This window comes from Streptomyces sp. NPDC004539 (genome assembly GCF_040610055.1).
Lineage (GTDB): Bacteria > Actinomycetota > Actinomycetes > Streptomycetales > Streptomycetaceae > Streptomyces.
Genome location: NZ_JBEXLS010000032.1, coordinates 68,998 through 87,846 on the forward strand (window position 1 = coordinate 68,998; position 18,849 = coordinate 87,846).

Below are 18,849 nucleotides of genomic sequence, written 5' to 3' on the forward strand. Positions count from 1 at the left end.
GCGATGGCCGATTACTCCAGGGGGGTGATCAGCCAGGACGCGACGGCCTGCTACGGTTGACGGCGCAAACCCGACGTCCTTTAAGGTCCGTCCCGTGAGGCGGAGAAGGAGGTCCCTTTTCCATGGACATCCGATCGTCCGATGCGCGGCCCGTTCTCGAGGGCCCCGACATCGCGCGGGTACTGACCCGCATCGCCCACGAGATCGTCGAGCGCGCCAAGGGCGCCGACGACGTGGTGCTCCTCGGCATCCCGACCCGCGGCGTGTTCCTCGCCCGGCGTCTCGCCGAGAAACTCGAGGAGATCACCGAGCGCGCGATCCCGGTCGGCTCGCTGGACATCACGATGTACCGCGACGACCTGCGCATGCACCCGCCGCGCGCCCTCGCCCGCACCGAGATCCCCGGTGACGGGATCGACGGCCGGCTGGTGGTCCTCGTCGACGACGTGCTCTTCTCCGGCCGCACCATCCGCGCCGCCCTCGACGCCCTGAACGACATCGGGCGCCCGCGCGCGGTGCAGCTCGCGGTGCTCGTCGACCGGGGTCACCGGGAGCTGCCCATCCGCGCCGACTACGTCGGCAAGAACCTCCCCACGTCGCTGCGGGAGACGGTCAAGGTCCAGCTCGCCGAGGAGGACGGTCGCGACACCGTGCTGCTCGGCGCGAAGCCGGACCAGTAGCGGGCCCGTGCGGCACGCCGGTCTCTCCGGCATGCCCCGGCCTGCCTCGAACCTCCCGAAACAGACCTTTTACGGAGCCTGACAGATGCAGCGTCATCTCATCTCGGCCGCCGACCTCACCCGCGACGACGCCGTCCTGATCCTCGACACCGCCGAGGAGATGGCCCGGGTCGCCGACCGGCCCATCAAGAAACTCCCCACCCTGCGCGGACGCACGGTCGTGAACCTCTTCTTCGAAGACTCCACCCGTACCCGCATCTCCTTCGAGGCCGCCGAGAAGCGCCTCTCCGCGGACGTCATCAACTTCACCGCCAAGGGCTCCTCGGTCTCCAAGGGCGAGTCCCTGAAGGACACCGCGCAGACCCTGGAGGCGATGGGCGTCGACGCCGTCGTCATCCGGCACGGCGCCTCGGGAGCCCCGTACCGCCTCGCCACCTCCGGGTGGATCGACGCGGCCGTCATCAACGCCGGTGACGGCACCCACCAGCACCCCACCCAGGCCCTCCTGGACGCGTTCACGATGCGCCGCCGGCTCATCGGCCGCGACGCCGGGCTCGGCCAGGACCTGAGCGGCAAGCGGATCACCCTCGTGGGTGACGTCCTGCACAGCCGGGTCGCCCGTTCCAACGTCGACCTGCTGCACACCCTCGGCGCCCACGTCACGCTCGTCGCCCCGCCGACCCTGGTGCCGGTCGGCGTCGGGAACTGGCCCTGCGAGGTGTCGTACGACCTCGACGCGGTGCTGCCCAAGTCGGACGCGGTGATGATGCTGCGCGTCCAGCGGGAGCGGATGAACGCCGCGTTCTTCCCGACCGAGCGGGAGTACTCGCGCCGCTACGGGCTGGACGGCGAGCGGATGGCGAGGATGCCGGAGCACGCGATCGTCATGCACCCCGGCCCGATGGTCCGCGGCATGGAGATCACCGCCGAGGTCGCCGACTCCCCGCGCTGCACGGTCGTCGAGCAGGTCGCCAACGGCGTGTCGATCCGGATGGCCGTCCTGTACCTCCTGCTGGGCGGCAACGAACCCGCCGTCACGCACACCCGCCCCACCACCGGTTCCGAGGAGAAGTAAGACCATGAGCAAGATCCTGATCCGTGGTGCGAAGGTGCTCGGCGGCGAGCCGCAGGACGTCCTGATCGACGGAGACACGATCGCCGAGGTCGGCGTGGGCCTGTCCGCCGAGGGTGCCGAGGTCGTCGAGGCCGACGGCAAGGTGCTGCTCCCTGGCCTCGTCGACCTCCACACCCACCTGCGCGAGCCCGGCCGCGAGGACTCCGAGACCGTGCTGACCGGCACGCGCGCGGCGGCCTCCGGCGGCTACACGGCCGTCTTCGCCATGGCCAACACCTTCCCCGTCGCCGACACGGCCGGCGTCGTCGAGCAGGTTTACCGGCTCGGCCGGGAGCACGGCTACTGCGACGTCCAACCGATCGGCGCCGTCACCGTCGGCCTGGAGGGCAGGAAGCTCGCCGAACTGGGCGCGATGCACGAGTCGGCCGCCGGGGTGACCGTCTTCTCCGACGACGGCAAGTGCGTGGACGACGCGGTCATCATGCGCCGCGCGCTGGAGTACGTGAAGGCGTTCGGCGGGGTCGTCGCGCAGCACGCGCAGGAGCCCCGGCTGACCGAGGGCGCCCAGATGAACGAGGGCGTCGTCTCCGCCGAGCTGGGGCTCGGGGGCTGGCCGGCGGTGGCCGAGGAGTCGATCATCGCCCGGGACGTCCTGCTCGCCGAGCACGTCGGCTCGCGCGTGCACATCTGCCACCTCTCGACCGCCGGGTCCGTCGAGATCGTCCGCTGGGCCAAGTCCCGCGGCATCGACGTCACCGCCGAGGTCACCCCGCACCACCTCCTCCTCACCGACGAGCTGGTCCGCTCCTACAACCCGGTCTACAAGGTCAACCCGCCGCTGCGCACCGAGCGGGACGTCCTCGCGCTGCGGGAGGCGCTCGCGGACGGCACGATCGACATCGTCGCCACCGACCACGCGCCCCACCCGCACGAGGACAAGGACTGCGAGTGGGCCGCCGCCGCGATGGGGATGGTCGGCCTGGAGACCGCGTTGTCGGTGGTGCAGGAGACGATGGTGGAGACGGGCCTGCTGGACTGGGCCGGGGTCGCCGAGCGCATGTCGTCCAAGCCGGCCGAGATCGGCGCGGCGAAGGGCCACGGCCGCCCCGTCTCGGCAGGTGAGCCCGCCAACCTCACGCTCGTCGACACGGCATACCGTGGGTCCGTGGACCCCGCCGGTTTCGCCTCGCGCAGCCGCAACACCCCGTACGAGGGGCGTGAGCTGCCGGGCCGTGTGACGCACACCTGGCTGCGGGGGAAGGCCACGCTCGTCGACGGGAAGCTCACGTGACATCACCTCTCCTGATCGCCGCCGAGAAGCAATCGGCCGCGGTGACCGACTGGGCCGCGCGGATCGGCTGGGTCGTCGGACTCGCCCTGTTCGTCGCCCTCGTCTACTGGCTGATGCGCGAGGGCTGGAAGTGGCGGGGCACGCTCCAGAGCGACCTGCCCGAGCTGCCCACCGCGCCCGAATCGCCGGGCGAGGCCAGACTGACCATGACCGGCCGCTACCACGGCTCCACCACCGCCGGTCAGTGGCTCGACCGCATCGTCGCGCACGGCCTGGGCACCCGCAGCCGGGTCGAGCTGACCCTGACGGACGCCGGGCTGGACGTCGTCCGGCCCGGCGCGGCCGACTTCTTCGTGCCGGCCGACGCGCTGCGCGAGGCGCTGCTCGGCAAGGGCATCGCGGGCAAGGTCCTCAGCGAGGGCGGGCTCCTCGTGGTGACCTGGGCGCACGGCGACAAGCTGATCGACTCCGGATTCCGCTCCGACCACGCGGCCGAGCACACCGACTGGGTCGAGGCCATCAACTCCATGATCAAGAACAACCAGACGGAAGGCGCCGAACGATGACGACCTCCACCAGGGGAGCCGACAAGACTCCCGCCGTACTCGTCCTGGAGGACGGCCGGGTCTTCCGCGGCCGTGCCTACGGGGCCGTGGGGGAGACCTTCGGCGAAGCGGTCTTCTCCACCGGCATGACCGGCTACCAGGAGACCCTGACCGACCCGTCCTACGACCGCCAGATCGTCGTCGCGACCGCCCCCCAGATCGGCAACACCGGCTGGAACGACGAGGACGACGAGTCGTCCCGCATCTGGGTCTCCGGCTACGTCGTCCGCGACCCCGCGCGCGTGCCCTCCAACTGGCGTGCCACGCGTTCGCTCGACGCTGAACTGGTGGCGCAGAACGTCGTGGGCATCTCCGGGATCGACACCCGCGCCCTCACCCGCCACCTCCGCGAGCGCGGCTCGATGCGCGCCGGGATCTTCTCCGGTGCGACGATCGCCCCGGAGTCCGACCTCGTCGCCCGCGTCCAGGCACAGGCCCCGATGAAGGGCCTCAGCCTGTACGAGGAGGTCGCCACCGAGGAGGCGTACGTCGTCCCCGCGGTCGGCGAGAAGCGGTTCACCGTCGCCGCGATCGACCTCGGCATCAAGGGCATGACCCCGCACCGCATGGCGGAGCGCGGCATCGAGGTGCACGTCCTGCCCGCGACGGCGACCGTGGAAGACGTGTACGCGATCGCGCCGGACGGCGTCTTCTTCTCCAACGGCCCCGGCGACCCCGCCACCGCCGAGGGCCCGGTCGCCCTGATGACCGAGGTCCTCCGGCGGAAGACCCCCCTGTTCGGCATCTGCTTCGGCAACCAGATCCTCGGCCGCGCCCTCGGCTTCGGCACCTACAAGCTGAAGTACGGCCACCGGGGCATCAACCAGCCCGTCCAGGACCGCACGACCGGCAAGGTCGAGGTCACCGCGCACAACCACGGCTTCGCCGTCGACGCGCCGCTCGACCAGGTCAGCGAGACGCCGTTCGGCCGCGCCGAGGTCTCCCACGTCTGCCTCAACGACGACGTGGTGGAGGGGCTGCGCCTGCTCGACCAGCCCGCCTTCTCCGTCCAGTACCACCCGGAGGCCGCGGCGGGCCCGCACGACGCCGCCTACCTGTTCGACCGCTTCGTCAGCCTCTTGGAGGGCCAGCGTGCCTAAGCGCACCGATATCCAGTCCGTCCTGGTCATCGGCTCCGGCCCGATCGTCATCGGCCAGGCCGCCGAGTTCGACTACTCCGGCACCCAGGCGTGCCGCGTCCTGCGCGCCGAGGGCCTCAGGGTCATCCTGGTCAACTCCAACCCGGCGACGATCATGACCGACCCGGAGATCGCCGACGCGACCTACGTCGAGCCGATCACCCCGGAGTTCGTCGAGAAGATCATCGCCAAGGAGCGCCCCGACGTCCTGCTGCCGACCCTCGGCGGCCAGACGGCCCTCAACACCGCGATCTCCATGCACGAGCAGGGTGTGCTGGAGAAGTACGGCGTGGAGCTGATCGGCGCCAACGTCGAGGCGATCAACAAGGGCGAGGACCGCGACCTGTTCAAGGGCGTCGTCGAGGCCGTCCGCGCGAAGATCGGGCACGGCGAGTCCGCCCGCTCGGTGATCTGCCACTCCATGGACGACGTCCTCGCGGGCGTCGACACCCTCGGCGGCTACCCCGTCGTCGTCCGCCCCTCCTTCACGATGGGCGGCGCCGGTTCGGGGTTCGCGCACGACGAGGAGGAGCTGCGCCGCATCGCCGGACAGGGCCTCACGCTCTCCCCGACCACCGAGGTGCTCCTGGAGGAGTCCATCCTCGGCTGGAAGGAGTACGAGCTGGAGCTGATGCGCGACAAGAACGACAACGTCGTGGTCGTCTGCTCCATCGAGAACTTCGACCCGATGGGCGTCCACACGGGCGACTCGATCACGGTGGCGCCGTCGATGACGCTGACCGACCGCGAGTACCAGATCCTGCGGGACATCGGTATCGCGATCATCCGCGAGGTCGGCGTCGACACGGGCGGCTGCAACATCCAGTTCGCGGTCAACCCCGAGGACGGCCGGGTCATCGTCATCGAGATGAACCCGCGTGTCTCCCGGTCCTCCGCGCTCGCCTCCAAGGCGACCGGATTCCCCATCGCGAAGATCGCCGCGAAGCTCGCCGTCGGCTACACCCTCGACGAGATCCCCAACGACATCACGCAGGAGACGCCGGCCTCCTTCGAGCCGACGCTCGACTACGTCGTCGTCAAGGCTCCCCGGTTCGCGTTCGAGAAGTTCCCGCAGGCCGACTCGACCCTGACGACCACCATGAAGTCGGTCGGCGAGGCGATGGCCATCGGCCGCAACTTCACCGAGGCGTTCCAGAAGGCGCTGCGCTCGCTGGAGAAGAAGGGCAGCCAGTTCACCTTCGTCGGCCCGGTCGGCGACAAGACTCTCCTCCTGGAGGAGGCGGTACGGCCGACCGACGGCCGGATCAACACCGTCATGGAGGCCATCCGCGCGGGCGCCACGCCCGAGGAGGTCTTCGAGTACACCAAGATCGACCCCTGGTTCGTCGACCAGCTCTTCCTGATCAAGGAGACCGCCGACGAGCTGGCCGCCGCCGAGCGCCTCGACGCGGACCTCCTCGCCGAGGCCAAGCGGCACGGCTTCTCCGACCAGCAGATCGCCGAGATCCGCGGCCTGCGCGAGGACGTCGTCCGTGAGGTCCGGCACGCGCTGGGCGTCCGCCCGGTCTACAAGACGGTCGACACCTGCGCCGCCGAGTTCGCCGCGAAGACCCCGTACTTCTACTCGTCCTACGACGAGGAGACCGAGGTCGCCCCGCGCGAGAAGCCGGCCGTCATCATCCTCGGCTCCGGGCCGAACCGCATCGGCCAGGGCATCGAGTTCGACTACTCCTGCGTCCACGCCTCCTTCGCGCTGTCCGACGCCGGGTACGAGACCGTGATGGTCAACTGCAACCCCGAGACCGTCTCCACCGACTACGACACCTCCGACCGGCTCTACTTCGAGCCGCTCACCCTGGAGGACGTCCTGGAGATCGTCCACGCGGAGACGCAGGCCGGACCGGTCGCGGGCGTCGTCGTCCAGCTCGGCGGGCAGACCCCGCTCGGCCTCGCGCAGGCGCTCAAGGACAACGGCGTACCGATCGTCGGCACCTCCCCCGAGGCGATCCACGCCGCCGAGGACCGGGGCGCCTTCGGGCAGGTCCTCGCCGAGGCGGGCCTCCCGGCCCCCAAGCACGGCACGGCGACCACCTTCGCGGGCGCCAAGGCCATCGCCGACGAGATCGGCTACCCGGTCCTGGTGCGGCCCTCGTACGTCCTCGGCGGGCGCGGCATGGAGATCGTCTACGACGAGACCCGGCTGGAGTCCTACATCGCCGAGTCGACCGAGATCAGCCCCTCGCGGCCGGTCCTCGTCGACCGGTTCCTGGACGACGCGATCGAGATCGACGTGGACGCCCTGTACGACGGCGAGGAGCTGTACCTCGGCGGCGTCATGGAGCACATCGAGGAGGCCGGCATCCACTCCGGCGACTCGGCGTGCGCGCTGCCCCCGATCACCCTCGGCGGCCACGACATCAAGCGGCTGCGCGCCTCCACGGAGGCCATCGCGAAGGGCGTCGGCGTCCGCGGTCTGATCAACATCCAGTTCGCGATGGCCGGGGACATCCTGTACGTCCTGGAGGCCAACCCGCGCGCGTCCCGCACGGTCCCCTTCACCTCGAAGGCGACCGCCGTGCCGCTCGCCAAGGCCGCCGCCCGGATCTCCCTGGGCGCGACCGTCGCCGAGCTGCGCGCGGAGGGGCTGCTGCCCGCGCGCGGGGACGGCGGCGAGCTGCCCATGGACGCGCCGATCTCCGTCAAGGAGGCCGTCATGCCGTGGTCGCGCTTCCGCGACATCCACGGCCGGGGCGTCGACACGGTCCTCGGCCCGGAGATGCGCTCCACCGGCGAGGTCATGGGCATCGACTCCGTCTTCGGCACGGCGTACGCCAAGTCGCAGGCGGGCGCGTACGGGCCGCTGCCGACCAAGGGCCGCGCGTTCATCTCGGTCGCCAACCGCGACAAGCGCTCGATGATCTTCCCGGCGCGTGAACTCGTCGCCCACGGCTTCGAGCTCCTCGCGACCTCCGGGACGGCCGAGGTCCTCAAGCGCAACGGCCTGAACGCGACGGTCGTGCGCAAGCTCAGCGACGGCGAGGGCCCCGCCGGCGAGCGGACGATCGTCCAGCTCATCCACGACGGCGAGGTCGACCTCATCGTCAACACCCCGTACGGCACGGGCGGCCGGCTCGACGGCTACGAGATCCGGACGGCCGCCGTCGCCCGGTCCGTGCCCTGCCTGACGACCGTCCAGGCGCTCGCCGCCGCCGTCCAGGGCATCGACGCGCTCAACCACGGCGGAGTGGGCGTGCGCTCGCTCCAGGAACACGCGGAACAGCTGACCGCGGCACGGGACTGAGGCACCAGCAGCCACGAGGGGGACACCGGAGCCGGTGTCCCCCTCTTCATGAGGACATGTGATGTACGGACTTTTCTTCCGGCTCTTCTTCCAGCGCATGGACCCCGAGCGCGCCCACCACCTCGCCTTCCGGTGGATTCGGCTCGCCGCCCGCGTGCCCGTGCTGCGCACCTTCGTCGCCGCCGCCCTCGCGCCCCGCTACAAGGAGCTGCGCACCGAGGCGTTCGGGCTGCGGATGCACGGCCCGTTCGGGCTCGCCGCCGGCTTCGACAAGAACGCCGTCGCCGTCGACGGAATGGCCATGCTCGGGTTCGACCATGTCGAGATCGGCACGGTCACCGGGGAGGCACAGCCCGGCAACCCCAGGAAGCGGCTGTTCCGGCTGGTCGCCGACCGGGCGCTCATCAACCGGATGGGCTTCAACAACGACGGCTCGCTGGCCGTCGCCGCGCGGCTCGCCTCCCGGGAGGCGGTCTTCCGGACCGTCGTCGGCGTCAACATCGGCAAGACCAAGGCGGTGCCCGAGGAGGAGGCCGCCGGGGACTACGTGAAGTCCGCGGAGCGCCTCGCGCCGTACGCCGACTACCTCGTCGTCAACGTGTCGTCGCCCAACACGCCCGGGTTGCGGAATCTGCAAGCGGTCGATCACTTGCGACCGCTTCTCACCTCCGTGCGTGAGGCGGCCGACCGGGTCGTTCCCAGACGGCACGTGCCGCTGCTCGTGAAGATCGCGCCGGACCTCGCGGACGAGGACGTCGACGCCGTCGCCGATCTCGCGGTCGAACTGGGGCTGGACGGGATCATCGCGACGAACACCACCATCGCCCGCGAGGGGCTCGGCCTCGAATCCGCTCCGGATCTCGTCAAGGAGACCGGCGGGCTCTCCGGGGCACCCCTCAAGGCACGCTCCCTCGCCGTCCTGCGGCGCCTGTACGCGCGCGTGGGCGACCGGATCACCCTCGTCGGGGTCGGCGGCGTCGAGAACGCCGAGGACGTCTGGGAGCGCGTCCTCGCGGGCGCGACGCTCGTCCAGGGGTACAGCGCGTTCATCTACGAGGGCCCGTTCTGGAACCGCGCGCTGCACAAGGGGCTCGCCGCGCGGCTCCGCACGAGTCCGTACGCCACTCTCGCCGACGCGGTCGGCTCCGACGTGAGGAAGACGGTATGAGCGGGTTCGGGGCGCGGCTGCGCCGGGCGATGGACGAGCGCGGGCCGCTGTGCGTGGGGATCGATCCGCATGCCTCGCTGCTCGCGGAGTGGGGGCTCGACGACGACGTCGCCGGGCTCGAACGGTTCAGCCGGACCGTCGTGGAGGCGGTCGCCGACCGGGTCGCCGTGCTGAAGCCGCAGAGCGCGTTCTTCGAGCGGTTCGGGTCGCGGGGGGTGGCCGTGCTGGAGAAGTCCGTCGCGGAGGCCCGGGCGGCGGGGGCGCTGGTGCTGATGGATGCCAAGCGGGGGGACATCGGGTCGACCATGGCCGCGTACGCCGAGGCGTTCCTCTCGCCCGCCTCGCCGCTGTTCTCCGACGCGCTGACCGTGTCGCCGTATCTCGGGTACGGGTCGCTCGCGCCGGCCGTGTCGCTCGCCCGGGAGAACGGGTGCGGGCTGTTCGTGCTGGCCCTGACCTCCAATCCCGAGGGCGGGGAGGTGCAGCGGGCCGTCCGTGCCGACGGGGTGGACGTCGCGGCGACCATGCTGGCGCATCTTCGGGCCGAGAACGCCGGGGAGGGGCCGCTGGGGTCCTTCGGCGCGGTCGTGGGGGCGACGCTGGGGGATCTCTCCGCCTACGACCTCGACATGGGCGGGGCTCTGCTGGCGCCGGGGGTGGGGGCGCAGGGGGCCACCGCCGCCGATCTGCCACGGGTGTTCGGGAGCGCCGTTTCGCGGGTCGTGCCGAATGTGAGCCGGGGGGTGTTGCGGTTCGGGCCTGATGTGCGGGGGTTGCGGGAGGCGGCGGATCGGATCTCGGGGGAGGTTCGGGAGGCGGTGGGGTAGGGCGTGGCGAGGGCCGGTCGAGGCGGTCGAACGGAACCTCGGGTGGGCTCGACCGGCTGGTTCTCGCCGACTTGAGGATGGATACAGTCTCAAATCCGGGGAGTTTTGCGGCATATGTCCGGTCCCGTAGAGGCTGACCAGGACTTTTCCGCTGTTCTCGCTGACTCAGGCGGAGTTGGCCGCTAGTCTCCGACGGAGAGTGAACGGGCAAGCGTGTTGCTCGTCGCTCGCCAGGTGTGGGGCGACTAGGTTCCTCACCGGTCCGTATCCGACAGTTCGACATCCGAGGTGACGTAGGCGTGGCTCTTCCGCCCCTTACCCCCGAACAGCGCGCAGCCGCGCTCGAAAAGGCCGCCGCGGCTCGCCGGGAGCGGGCCGAGGTCAAGAATCGACTCAAGCACTCCGGCGCTTCCCTGCAAGAGGTCATCCAGCAGGGTCAGAAGAATGACGTCATCGGCAAGATGAAGGTCTCCGCGCTTCTGGAGTCCCTGCCGGGTGTGGGCAAGGTCCGCGCCAAGCAGATCATGGAGCGACTCGGCATCTCCGAGAGCCGCCGTGTGCGCGGCCTCGGCTCCAACCAGATCGCTTCCCTGGAGCGTGAGTTCGGCAGCACCGGTTCCTGATCCCGGCGCCGCCGGGCAGGGCGTCCCGGGCACTCCGGGATTGCTGGAATAATCGCTGCATGGCTGCAACATTCCGGGGGACGACCCCCGAGCCCCCGGACGTACGTCCGCGGCTGACCGTGCTCTCCGGCCCCTCAGGGGTCGGTAAGAGCACGGTCGTCGCTCATATGCGCAAGGCCCACCCGGAGGTGTGGCTGTCGGTGTCGGCGACGACCCGGGGGCCCCGTCCGGGTGAGAAGCACGGCGTCCACTACTTCTTCGTCGGCGACGACGAGATGGACAAGCTGATCGCCAACGGCGAGCTGCTGGAGTGGGCCGAGTTCGCCGGCAACCGCTACGGCACGCCCCGCGCGGCCGTGCTGGAGCGGCTGGAGAACGGCGAGCCGGTGCTCCTGGAGATCGACCTCCAGGGTGCCCGGCAGGTCCGCGAGTCCATGGCGGACGCCCAGCTCGTGTTCCTCGCGCCGCCCTCCTGGGAGGAGCTGGTGCGCAGGCTCACCGGCCGCGGCACCGAGGCGCCCGACGTGATCGAGCGCCGCCTGGACGCCGCCAAGATCGAACTCGCGGCCGAGCCGGAGTTCGACGAGACGCTGGTCAACACCTCTGTCGAGGATGTGGCGCGTGAGCTGCTAGCCTTGATGGATGTGGTGTGACCGTTACGGTCACCAATGTCTTATGGCAACTGTCTTATGGCAACACAGTCTGAGATTTCTCCCATCCACGGAAGGTAGAGCGTGTCCTCTTCCATCTCCGCGCCCGAGGGCATCATCAACCCTCCGATCGACGAGCTCCTCGAAGCCACGGACTCGAAGTACAGCCTCGTGATCTACGCGGCCAAGCGCGCCCGTCAGATCAACGCGTACTACTCGCAGCTCGGTGAGGGCCTCCTGGAGTACGTCGGTCCCCTCGTCGACACGCACGTCCACGAGAAGCCGCTGTCGATCGCGCTGCGCGAGATCAACGCCGGTCTGCTGACGTCCGAGGCCGTTCCGGACCCGGCGTAAGTACGGCTCGTAAGTACGACTGTCAGTTCGCGACTGACTTATCCACAGGCCCGGCAAGCAGATTGCCGGGCCTGTGGTGTGTCATGGGGTCGTACGGGTTTCCGAGAGGGGAGTGACGGTGGACAAGCCCAAGGTCGTCCTGGGGGTCAGCGGAGGCATCGCCGCGTACAAGGCGTGCGAGCTGCTGCGCAGACTGACCGAGTCGGGGCACGACGTCCGGGTCGTCCCCACGGACTCCGCGCTGCACTTCGTGGGCGCCGCGACCTGGTCCGCCCTCTCCGGCTACCCGGTCTCGACGGAGGTCTGGGACGACGTCCACGAGGTGCCGCATGTCCGGATCGGCCAGGGCGCCGACCTCGTCGTCGTCGCCCCCGCGACCGCCGACATGCTCGCCAAGGCGGCCCACGGCCTCGCGGACGACCTCCTCACCAACACGCTCCTGACGGCCCGCTGCCCCGTGGTCTTCGCCCCCGCGATGCACACGGAGATGTGGGAACACCCGGCGACGCAGGAGAACGTGGCGACGCTGCGCCGCCGCGGAGCCGTCGTGATCGAACCCGCCGTCGGCCGCCTCACCGGCGTCGACACCGGCAAGGGCCGTCTTCCCGACCCCGCCGAGATCTTCGAGGTCTGCCGAAACGTCTTGAGGAGGCAGGGCCCGGCGCGCGGCGTCCGTGAACCCGACCTCGCCGGGCGCCATGTCGTCGTCAGCGCCGGCGGCACCCGCGAACCCCTCGACCCCGTCCGCTTCCTCGGCAACCGCTCCTCCGGCAAACAGGGCTACGCCCTCGCGCGTACGGCGGCGGCGCGCGGCGCCCGCGTCACGCTGATCGCGGCGAACGCGAGCCTCCCCGACCCGGCCGGCGTCGACGTCGTCCCCGTCGGGACGGCCGTCCAGATGCGGGAGGCCGTGCTGAAGCACGCGGCGGACGCCGACGTGGTGGTGATGGCGGCGGCCGTCGCCGATTTCCGGCCGCAGACGTACGCGGCGGGCAAGATCAAGAAGAAGGACGGCCAGGAGCCGGAGCCGATCGTTCTCGTACGGAATCCGGACATCCTCGCGGAGATCTCCGGGAGCCGCGCCCGGCCCGGACAGGTGATCGTCGGGTTCGCCGCGGAGACCGACGACGTCCTCGCCAACGGACGCGCGAAACTCGCCCGGAAGGGATGCGATCTGCTGGTCGTGAACGAGGTGGGGGAGAGCCGGACCTTCGGCTCCGAGGAGAACGAGGCGGTCGTCCTCGGCGCCGACGGCAGCGAGACCCCCGTACCCCACGGCCCCAAGGAGGAACTGGCCGAAATCGTGTGGGACCTGGTGACGCGGCGCCTCGAATGACGCTTGGATGCGCACCCCGGAACCACTGGAGACTCGCCCGGATCGGGAGCGGCGGCTCTGGCCAAGCCCGTGAGGCATCGGTCAGAATGCCCGTGCCGCAGCTCACAGCGCTCCCGAGAGGCGAGACGGGTGGGCCGGTGGCGGGGTACGACCGATAAGCTGTTCCCGGACCGCACCGGGCGCAGCTCCCGGGAGGCCCGCCAATGATCAGCCAGCAGCCGCTGCAACCACAGGGAGCGTTGTGTCCCGTCGCCTGTTCACCTCGGAGTCCGTGACCGAAGGTCACCCCGACAAGATCGCTGACCAGATCAGCGACACGATTCTCGACGCGCTGCTGCGCGAGGACCCCGCGTCCCGCGTCGCCGTCGAGACGCTGATCACCACCGGCCTGGTACACGTCGCCGGTGAGGTCACCACCCAGGCGTACGCGCCGATCCCGCAGCTCGTCCGGGAGAAGATCCTGGAGATCGGCTACGACTCGTCGAAGAAGGGCTTCGACGGCGCGTCCTGCGGCGTCTCCGTGTCCATCGGCGCGCAGTCCCCGGACATCGCGCAGGGCGTCGACACGGCGTACGAGTCCCGGGTCGAGGGCGACGAAGATGAACTCGACAAGCAGGGCGCCGGCGACCAGGGCCTGATGTTCGGTTACGCGTCGGACGAGACGCCGACCCTCATGCCGCTGCCGATCTTCCTCGCGCACCGCCTGGCCAAGCGCCTCTCGGACGTCCGCAAGAACGGGACCATCCCCTACCTGCGCCCCGACGGCAAGACCCAGGTCACCATCGAGTACGACGGCGACAAGGCCGTCCGCCTCGACACGGTCGTCGTCTCCTCGCAGCACGCCTCCGACATCGACCTGGAGTCGCTCCTCGCGCCCGACATCCGGGAGTTCGTCGTCGAGGCCGAGCTGAAGGCCCTCCTGGACGACGGCATCAAGCTCGACACCGAGAACTACCGCCTGCTGGTCAACCCGACCGGCCGCTTCGAGATCGGCGGCCCGATGGGCGACGCCGGCCTCACCGGCCGCAAGATCATCATCGACACGTACGGCGGCTTCGCCCGCCACGGCGGCGGTGCCTTCTCCGGCAAGGACCCGTCCAAGGTCGACCGCTCCGCCGCGTACGCGATGCGCTGGGTCGCCAAGAACGTCGTCGCCGCGGGGCTCGCCTCCCGCTGCGAGGTCCAGGTCGCCTACGCGATCGGCAAGGCCGAGCCCGTCGGTCTCTTCGTCGAGACCTTCGGCACGCACAAGGTCGACACCGACAAGATCGAGAAGGCGATCGACGAGGTCTTCGACCTCCGCCCCGCCGCGATCATCCGCGACCTCGACCTCCTGCGCCCGATCTACGCCCAGACCGCCGCGTACGGCCACTTCGGCCGCGAGCTCCCCGACTTCACGTGGGAGCGGACGGACCGGGTGGACGCGCTCCGCAAGGCCGCGGGCCTGTAGGTCCTGACCTGCTCGCTCAGTGAGGCCCGGCACCCTGATGGGCGCCGGGCCTCCGTGCGTCCGCTCACGCCTGCGGGTAACCGGCCTCGGTCAGCTCCTTGGCCAAGCCGGTGAGGCGCACCTCCGGGTTGAGGCGGGTGACGACGTCCTCGGTCAGCGGGCGTGAGGCGAGGACGTGGCGTATCGCGTCCAGGTCCACCTCGGTCTCGTAGTAGTCCTCCGCCCACTCCTGGAACGCCTCCGCGCTGCGGTCCGTCAACAGGGCGAACAGGGACCGTGAGCCGTCCGGGTCCCCGTTGAAGGACTCCGGGAAGTCGATCTCCCCCGTCGACCACCCCTCGTCCCCGGTCCGCCGCCACAGGCACGCGGTCACGACCGGCATCCCGTCCTCGTCGCTGAACGCGGGCTCGTCGACGCACGGGGCGAACACCTCCGGGACGGAATCGAGGACACCCGGCCACGGGCCGTCGTTCTGGTAGGGGCTCATGGGCGACTCGTGGGCGAAGCCGCGCACGTACGCGCCGGCCGGCGAGAACACGATGGAGTACTCGTCCCCCTCACCGTCCCGCATCGACGCGGTTTCCTCGGTCTCCGACCAGCTCGCGTCGAACGAGTGGTAGCGGTCCGCCCATTCGGGGCTGAGTATCGCCTCCAGGACGGCCAGCGAACGGCAATGGTCACGCAGTGCGGTGATCTCGGGCAGATCCCGGGCTGTGTCATGAACGGTCATCCGGTCATCCAAGCCGCTCATCCCGGGAAACGGAACTCCGGTCCGCGCATGGACCGCGTTGTCAGTGGGGTTTGGTATCTATGGGGGTGTGAGCAGCGTGGACGGGTCGGGGAGTGGGGGCGGGGTGGGGGCTGAGCAGTTGGCCTTCATCAGGGAGGGGGTCAGGAAGGGGAAGGGGGAGCGGGCGAAGCCTCGGAGCTGGCGGGGGGCCGAGCTGGCGGGGGAGCTGCCGGTGGCTCGGGTGTTGGTGGACAAGGGGGTGCTGCATCTGGATCGGTTGTTCGACTACGCGGTGCCTGCCGAGTTGGATGCGGTGGCTCAGCCTGGGGTGCGGGTGCGGGTGCGGTTCGGGGCGGGGCGGGGGAAAGTGCGGGACGGGCGGCGGGAGGGGGGCGGGCTCATCGACGGGTATCTCGTCGAGCGGGTGGCCGGCTCCGACTACTCCGGGCCGTTGGCCGCTCTCGCGCAGGTCGTCTCGCCCGAGGTGGTGCTCGGGCCTGAGTTGTTGGCGTTGGCCCGGGGGGTCGCGGACCGGTATGCGGGGAGTCTGGCCGATGTGCTTCAGCTCGCTGTGCCGCCGCGGAGCGCCCGGGCCGAGAAGAGGGCTTCGCCGGAGCCGGTGGGGCCGCCGGAGATGCCCTCGGCGGGGTCGTGGGAGCGGTACGAGTCCGGGGTCGCGTTCGTGGAGGCGCTGGGGCGGGGCGGGGCGCCTCGGGCCGTGTGGAACGCGCTGCCGGGGGAGGGGTGGAGCGAGGAGGTCGCCCGGGCCGTGGGGGCCACGCTCGCCTCGGGGCGGGGGGCCCTCGTCGTCGTGCCCGACGGGCGGGCCGTCGGGCGGGTGGACGCCGCGTTGCGGGGGGTGCTGGGGGAGGGGCGGCATGCCGTGCTGACCGCCGACGCCGGGCCCGAGAAGCGGTACCGGGAGTGGCTCGCCGTGTCGCGGGGGAGCGTGCGGGCCGTCGTCGGGACGCGGGCCGCGATGTTCGCGCCGGTGCGGGATCTGGGGCTGGTCGTCGTCTGGGACGACGGGGACGGGAGCCACAGCGAGCCCCATGCCCCGCAGCCGCATGTGCGCGACGTGCTGCTGCTGCGGGCCGCGCAGGAGAGGTGCGGGTTCCTGCTGGGGAGCTGGAGCTGCACCGTCGAGGCCGCCCAGCTCGTCGAGAGCGGGTGGGCTCGGCCGGTCGTCGCCCGGCGGGAGCAGGTGCGGTCGGCCGCGCCGCTCGTGCGGACCGTGGGGGATCAGGAGCTGGCGCGGGACGAGGCGGCGCGGGCGGCGCGGCTGCCGTCGCTCGCGTGGCAGGTCGTGCGGGACGGGCTGCGGTCGGGGCCGGTGCTGGTGCAGGTGCCTCGGCGGGGGTACGTGCCGCGGATGGCCTGTGCGCAGTGCCGGGAGCCGGCGCGGTGCCGGCACTGCGCGGGGCCGTTGGAGGGGGTCGACGGGGGTGGGCTCGTGTGCGGGTGGTGCGGGCGGGGGGAGGGGAGCTGGCGGTGTGCCGAGTGCGGGGGTGTGCGGTTGCGGGCGCAGGTCGTGGGGGCTCGGCGGACCGCGGAGGAGCTGGGGCGGGCGTTTCCGGCCGTGCCGGTGCGGACGTCCGGGCGGGAGCAGGTGCTGGACACGGTGCCGGGGGTGCCGGCGTTGGTCGTGAGTACGCCCGGGGCCGAGCCGGTGGCCGAAGGGGGGTATGCCGCCGCGTTGCTGCTCGACGGGTGGGCCATGCTCGGGCGGCCCGATCTGCGGGCCGGGGAGGAGGCGTTGCGGCGGTGGATCGGGGCGGCGGGGCTGGTGCGGGGGCAGGGGGTGGGGGGGACCGTCGTCGTGGTCGCCGAGCCCACGTTGCGGGCTGTGCAGGCGTTGGTGCGGTGGGACCCTGTGGGGCATGCGGTGCGGGAGCTTGCCGAGCGGGCGGAGCTGGGGTTTCCGCCGGTTTCCCGGATGGCCTCGGTGTCGGGGAGCGCGGAGGCTGTGGCCGGGTTCCTGTCCGTCGTCGAACTGCCCGCCGAGGCTGAGGTGTTGGGGCCGGTTCCGGTGCCGGTCACGCCTGTCGGGCGGCCCCGGAGGGTGGGGGGGCCGCCGCCGGGGGAGCGGTGGGAGCGGGCGTTGGTGCGGGTGCCGCCGGGGCGGGGTGGGGTGTTGGCCGGGGCGTTGAAGGCGGCGTTGGCTGCGCGGATGGCTCGGGGGGGTGGGGGGGAGGAGGGGCGGGTTTGGGTTCGGGTTGATCCGCCGGATATTGGGTGAGGGGGTGGGGGTTGGGGGGTGGTGCGGCCGGTGGGTGGCTGGGGCGGGTGGGGCGCTTGCCCGCGCGTGCGGGGTGCCTCCCCCGAGCTCTTCGAGCAGGGGGACCCCCAGCCCACCCGTGCCCTGGCGGCACGACTGCCCGCAGCTAGGTAGGGGGAGTGGAGTGGCTGCGGGTGGGTGGGCGTGGAGGGTGCGGCGGGCTTTCACCAGGTGTGTGGAGGGTACTGCGGGCTCTCGCCGGGTGTGTGGAGGGTGCGGCGGGTTGTCGCTGAGGGGTGGCCCGTGAGGTGTGTGCGGGTGCGTCGTGGTTGTTCGCGCAGTTCCCCGCGCCCCTGAAGGATGGGGTGCGGGTGGTGGGCAGGGGCTTGGTCGGCTTTGGGTGCGCGGTGTGGGGGAGAGTGGGTGTGGGTATGCCGCTGCCCCCTCGTGGTCGGGCGAGAGGGCAGGGTGGGGGGAGGGGTCAGCCGTTGCGGGGGCTGGGGAAAGGGGTGGGGCGGGGGTCGTTGTGGAGGGCGGGGCTGCCGGCTGTGGGCTGGGTCGGCATGGAGCGGGCCGCCGGGACGGTGGGGACCGTGGTGATGCCGCCGCCCACGTTCAGGGGGTGGTCCTGGGGGAGGTCCTGGTCCGGGAGGGAGGAGGGGGGTGTGCGGCGGGCGCCGTAGCGGCGGTGGACCGCCTGTTTCGTGACGCCCAGGGCGGAGCCGACCGCGTCCCAGGAGAAGCCGAGGGAGCGGTCGAACTCGACCGCCGCCGTCACCAGCGTCTCCACGCTGTCCCGGAGTTCCTGGGCCAGTCGGACGGTGGGCGCGGGGGCGCGGCCGTAGACCACGAACCCCGTGGAGGGGCCGGAGCGGCGGGGGCGGTAGACGTTGCCCAACTGGGCGGTGAGCGTACGGAGTGCGTCCACCTGTCGACGGACCCGCTCGATGTCCCGCACCAGCAAGTGCAGGCTGGCCCGGGCCTGGGCGTCGTGGGTTGCGTGGTCGGCCATGAACAAGCCTCTCGAACCGGCGTTAAGAGATAGGGGTCAACTCTTTCTTGACCAACGCGGATTCGCTCCCCGGGTCACGGGGTGGGGGCGTATGGGCATATGCGTACGCCCCCCGCTCCCGACGGCACACGAACCTCCGGACCGAGCACGCCGGTCCCACCCGAGCACGCCCCTCGCCCCCGACGGCACGCACATCCACGGACGCGCCGCCCCGACCACCGGCGGCGCAGGCCGACCGGGCCCGGGGACTTCCCGCACTCGACCACTCACCAGCACCCCATCCTTCAGGGGCGCGGGGAACTGCGCGAACAACCACGACGTACCCGCACCCACTCCACGGGCCACCACCCGCCACTCCCCCTCACCCCCCTCCCCACCCCCGCCTCCTAAACTGCTGTGCCGGCCACATCCGCGCCACATCCGTTCCGT

At 71.2% G+C, this 18,849-nt stretch carries 16 protein-coding genes; 14 read left to right on the forward strand and 2 right to left on the reverse strand.

Going from position 1 to position 18,849, the window contains the following annotated elements; all coding sequences use genetic code 11:
• Nucleotides 1-122: 122 nt before the first annotated feature.
• From pyrR to metK, 13 genes are all read left to right on the forward strand, one after another.
• Entirely contained in the window at nucleotides 123-680 is a 558-nt protein-coding gene (pyrR, locus tag ABZX85_RS42910; RefSeq protein ID WP_355882148.1) for a bifunctional pyr operon transcriptional regulator/uracil phosphoribosyltransferase PyrR, read from the forward strand.
• An 85-nt stretch (nucleotides 681-765) separates the two neighbouring features.
• A complete protein-coding gene (locus ABZX85_RS42915) occupies nucleotides 766-1,755 on the forward strand; it encodes an aspartate carbamoyltransferase catalytic subunit (RefSeq protein ID WP_355882151.1) in 990 nt (329 codons plus the stop codon).
• 4 nt (nucleotides 1,756-1,759) lie between these two features.
• The gene (locus tag ABZX85_RS42920; RefSeq protein ID WP_355882153.1) at nucleotides 1,760-3,046 is read left to right on the forward strand and encodes a dihydroorotase; all 1,287 of its coding nucleotides are present in this window, start codon (nucleotides 1,760-1,762) and stop codon (nucleotides 3,044-3,046) included.
• Entirely contained in the window at nucleotides 3,043-3,612 is a 570-nt protein-coding gene (locus ABZX85_RS42925; protein ID WP_355882156.1) for a hypothetical protein, read from the forward strand. The genes ABZX85_RS42920 and ABZX85_RS42925 overlap by 4 nt, the downstream gene beginning before the upstream one ends.
• Nucleotides 3,609-4,751, forward strand: a complete 1,143-nt coding sequence (gene carA, locus ABZX85_RS42930; protein ID WP_355882159.1) for a glutamine-hydrolyzing carbamoyl-phosphate synthase small subunit — start codon at nucleotides 3,609-3,611, stop codon at nucleotides 4,749-4,751. The genes ABZX85_RS42925 and carA overlap by 4 nt, the downstream gene beginning before the upstream one ends.
• On the forward strand, nucleotides 4,744-8,052 hold the full coding sequence (gene carB / locus ABZX85_RS42935) for a carbamoyl-phosphate synthase large subunit (RefSeq protein ID WP_355882162.1): 3,309 nt from the start codon (nucleotides 4,744-4,746) through the stop codon (nucleotides 8,050-8,052). Before carA ends, carB begins: the two co-directional genes overlap by 8 nt.
• 61 nt (nucleotides 8,053-8,113) lie before the next feature.
• A complete protein-coding gene (locus tag ABZX85_RS42940; RefSeq protein ID WP_355882165.1) occupies nucleotides 8,114-9,220 on the forward strand; it encodes a quinone-dependent dihydroorotate dehydrogenase in 1,107 nt (368 codons plus the stop codon).
• Entirely contained in the window at nucleotides 9,217-10,047 is an 831-nt protein-coding gene (gene pyrF / locus ABZX85_RS42945) for an orotidine-5'-phosphate decarboxylase (RefSeq protein WP_355882168.1), read from the forward strand. Before ABZX85_RS42940 ends, pyrF begins: the two co-directional genes overlap by 4 nt.
• A 299-nt stretch (nucleotides 10,048-10,346) precedes the next feature.
• Complete coding sequence (locus ABZX85_RS42950) at nucleotides 10,347-10,670, forward strand: integration host factor (protein ID WP_355882171.1); 324 nt, start codon at nucleotides 10,347-10,349, stop codon at nucleotides 10,668-10,670.
• Between the two features lie 59 nt (nucleotides 10,671-10,729).
• Entirely contained in the window at nucleotides 10,730-11,323 is a 594-nt protein-coding gene (gene gmk, locus ABZX85_RS42955; protein ID WP_355882174.1) for a guanylate kinase, read from the forward strand.
• Between the two features lie 81 nt (nucleotides 11,324-11,404).
• Nucleotides 11,405-11,674, forward strand: a complete 270-nt coding sequence (gene rpoZ / locus ABZX85_RS42960; RefSeq protein ID WP_010357929.1) for a DNA-directed RNA polymerase subunit omega — start codon at nucleotides 11,405-11,407, stop codon at nucleotides 11,672-11,674.
• A 118-nt stretch (nucleotides 11,675-11,792) separates the two neighbouring features.
• Nucleotides 11,793-13,010 (forward strand): bifunctional phosphopantothenoylcysteine decarboxylase/phosphopantothenate--cysteine ligase CoaBC, encoded by a 1,218-nt coding sequence (gene coaBC, locus ABZX85_RS42965; RefSeq protein WP_355882177.1) that lies wholly within the window; start codon nucleotides 11,793-11,795, stop codon nucleotides 13,008-13,010.
• A 241-nt stretch (nucleotides 13,011-13,251) separates the two neighbouring features.
• Nucleotides 13,252-14,460, forward strand: a complete 1,209-nt coding sequence (metK, locus tag ABZX85_RS42970) for a methionine adenosyltransferase (protein WP_355882180.1) — start codon at nucleotides 13,252-13,254, stop codon at nucleotides 14,458-14,460.
• A gap of 64 nt (nucleotides 14,461-14,524) precedes the next feature.
• Here metK and ABZX85_RS42975 read toward each other — a convergent pair whose 3' ends face one another.
• Nucleotides 14,525-15,190: a hypothetical protein gene (locus ABZX85_RS42975; RefSeq protein ID WP_355882183.1), complete on the reverse strand. Its 666-nt coding sequence runs from the start codon at nucleotides 15,188-15,190 to the stop codon at nucleotides 14,525-14,527.
• Nucleotides 15,191-15,278: 88 nt separating this feature from the next.
• Here ABZX85_RS42975 and ABZX85_RS42980 point away from each other — a divergent pair, with 88 nt between their 5' ends.
• On the forward strand, nucleotides 15,279-17,429 hold the full coding sequence (locus ABZX85_RS42980) for a primosomal protein N' (protein WP_355882186.1): 2,151 nt from the start codon (nucleotides 15,279-15,281) through the stop codon (nucleotides 17,427-17,429).
• 460 nt (nucleotides 17,430-17,889) lie between these two features.
• Here ABZX85_RS42980 and ABZX85_RS42985 read toward each other — a convergent pair whose 3' ends face one another.
• Nucleotides 17,890-18,420, reverse strand: coding sequence for a hypothetical protein (locus ABZX85_RS42985; RefSeq protein WP_355882189.1), 531 nt, complete (start codon nucleotides 18,418-18,420; stop codon nucleotides 17,890-17,892).
• Nucleotides 18,421-18,849: the final 429 nt, after the last annotated feature.

What these genes read in the sequence shown, in the direction of transcription:
- gmk (WP_355882174.1), top strand. Translation starts at nt 10,730, where the DNA reads ATGGCTGCAACATTCCGGGGGACGACCCCCGAGCCCCCGGACGTACGT.
- pyrR (WP_355882148.1), top strand. Translation starts at nt 123, where the DNA reads ATGGACATCCGATCGTCCGATGCGCGGCCCGTTCTCGAGGGCCCCGAC.
- ABZX85_RS42985 (WP_355882189.1), bottom strand. Translation starts at nt 18,420, where the DNA reads ATGGCCGACCACGCAACCCACGACGCCCAGGCCCGGGCCAGCCTGCAC.
- carA (WP_355882159.1), top strand. Translation starts at nt 3,609, where the DNA reads ATGACGACCTCCACCAGGGGAGCCGACAAGACTCCCGCCGTACTCGTC.
- ABZX85_RS42920 (WP_355882153.1), top strand. Translation starts at nt 1,760, where the DNA reads ATGAGCAAGATCCTGATCCGTGGTGCGAAGGTGCTCGGCGGCGAGCCG.
- ABZX85_RS42975 (WP_355882183.1), bottom strand. Translation starts at nt 15,190, where the DNA reads ATGACCGTTCATGACACAGCCCGGGATCTGCCCGAGATCACCGCACTG.
- ABZX85_RS42915 (WP_355882151.1), top strand. Translation starts at nt 766, where the DNA reads ATGCAGCGTCATCTCATCTCGGCCGCCGACCTCACCCGCGACGACGCC.
- pyrF (WP_355882168.1), top strand. Translation starts at nt 9,217, where the DNA reads ATGAGCGGGTTCGGGGCGCGGCTGCGCCGGGCGATGGACGAGCGCGGG.
- ABZX85_RS42940 (WP_355882165.1), top strand. Translation starts at nt 8,114, where the DNA reads ATGTACGGACTTTTCTTCCGGCTCTTCTTCCAGCGCATGGACCCCGAG.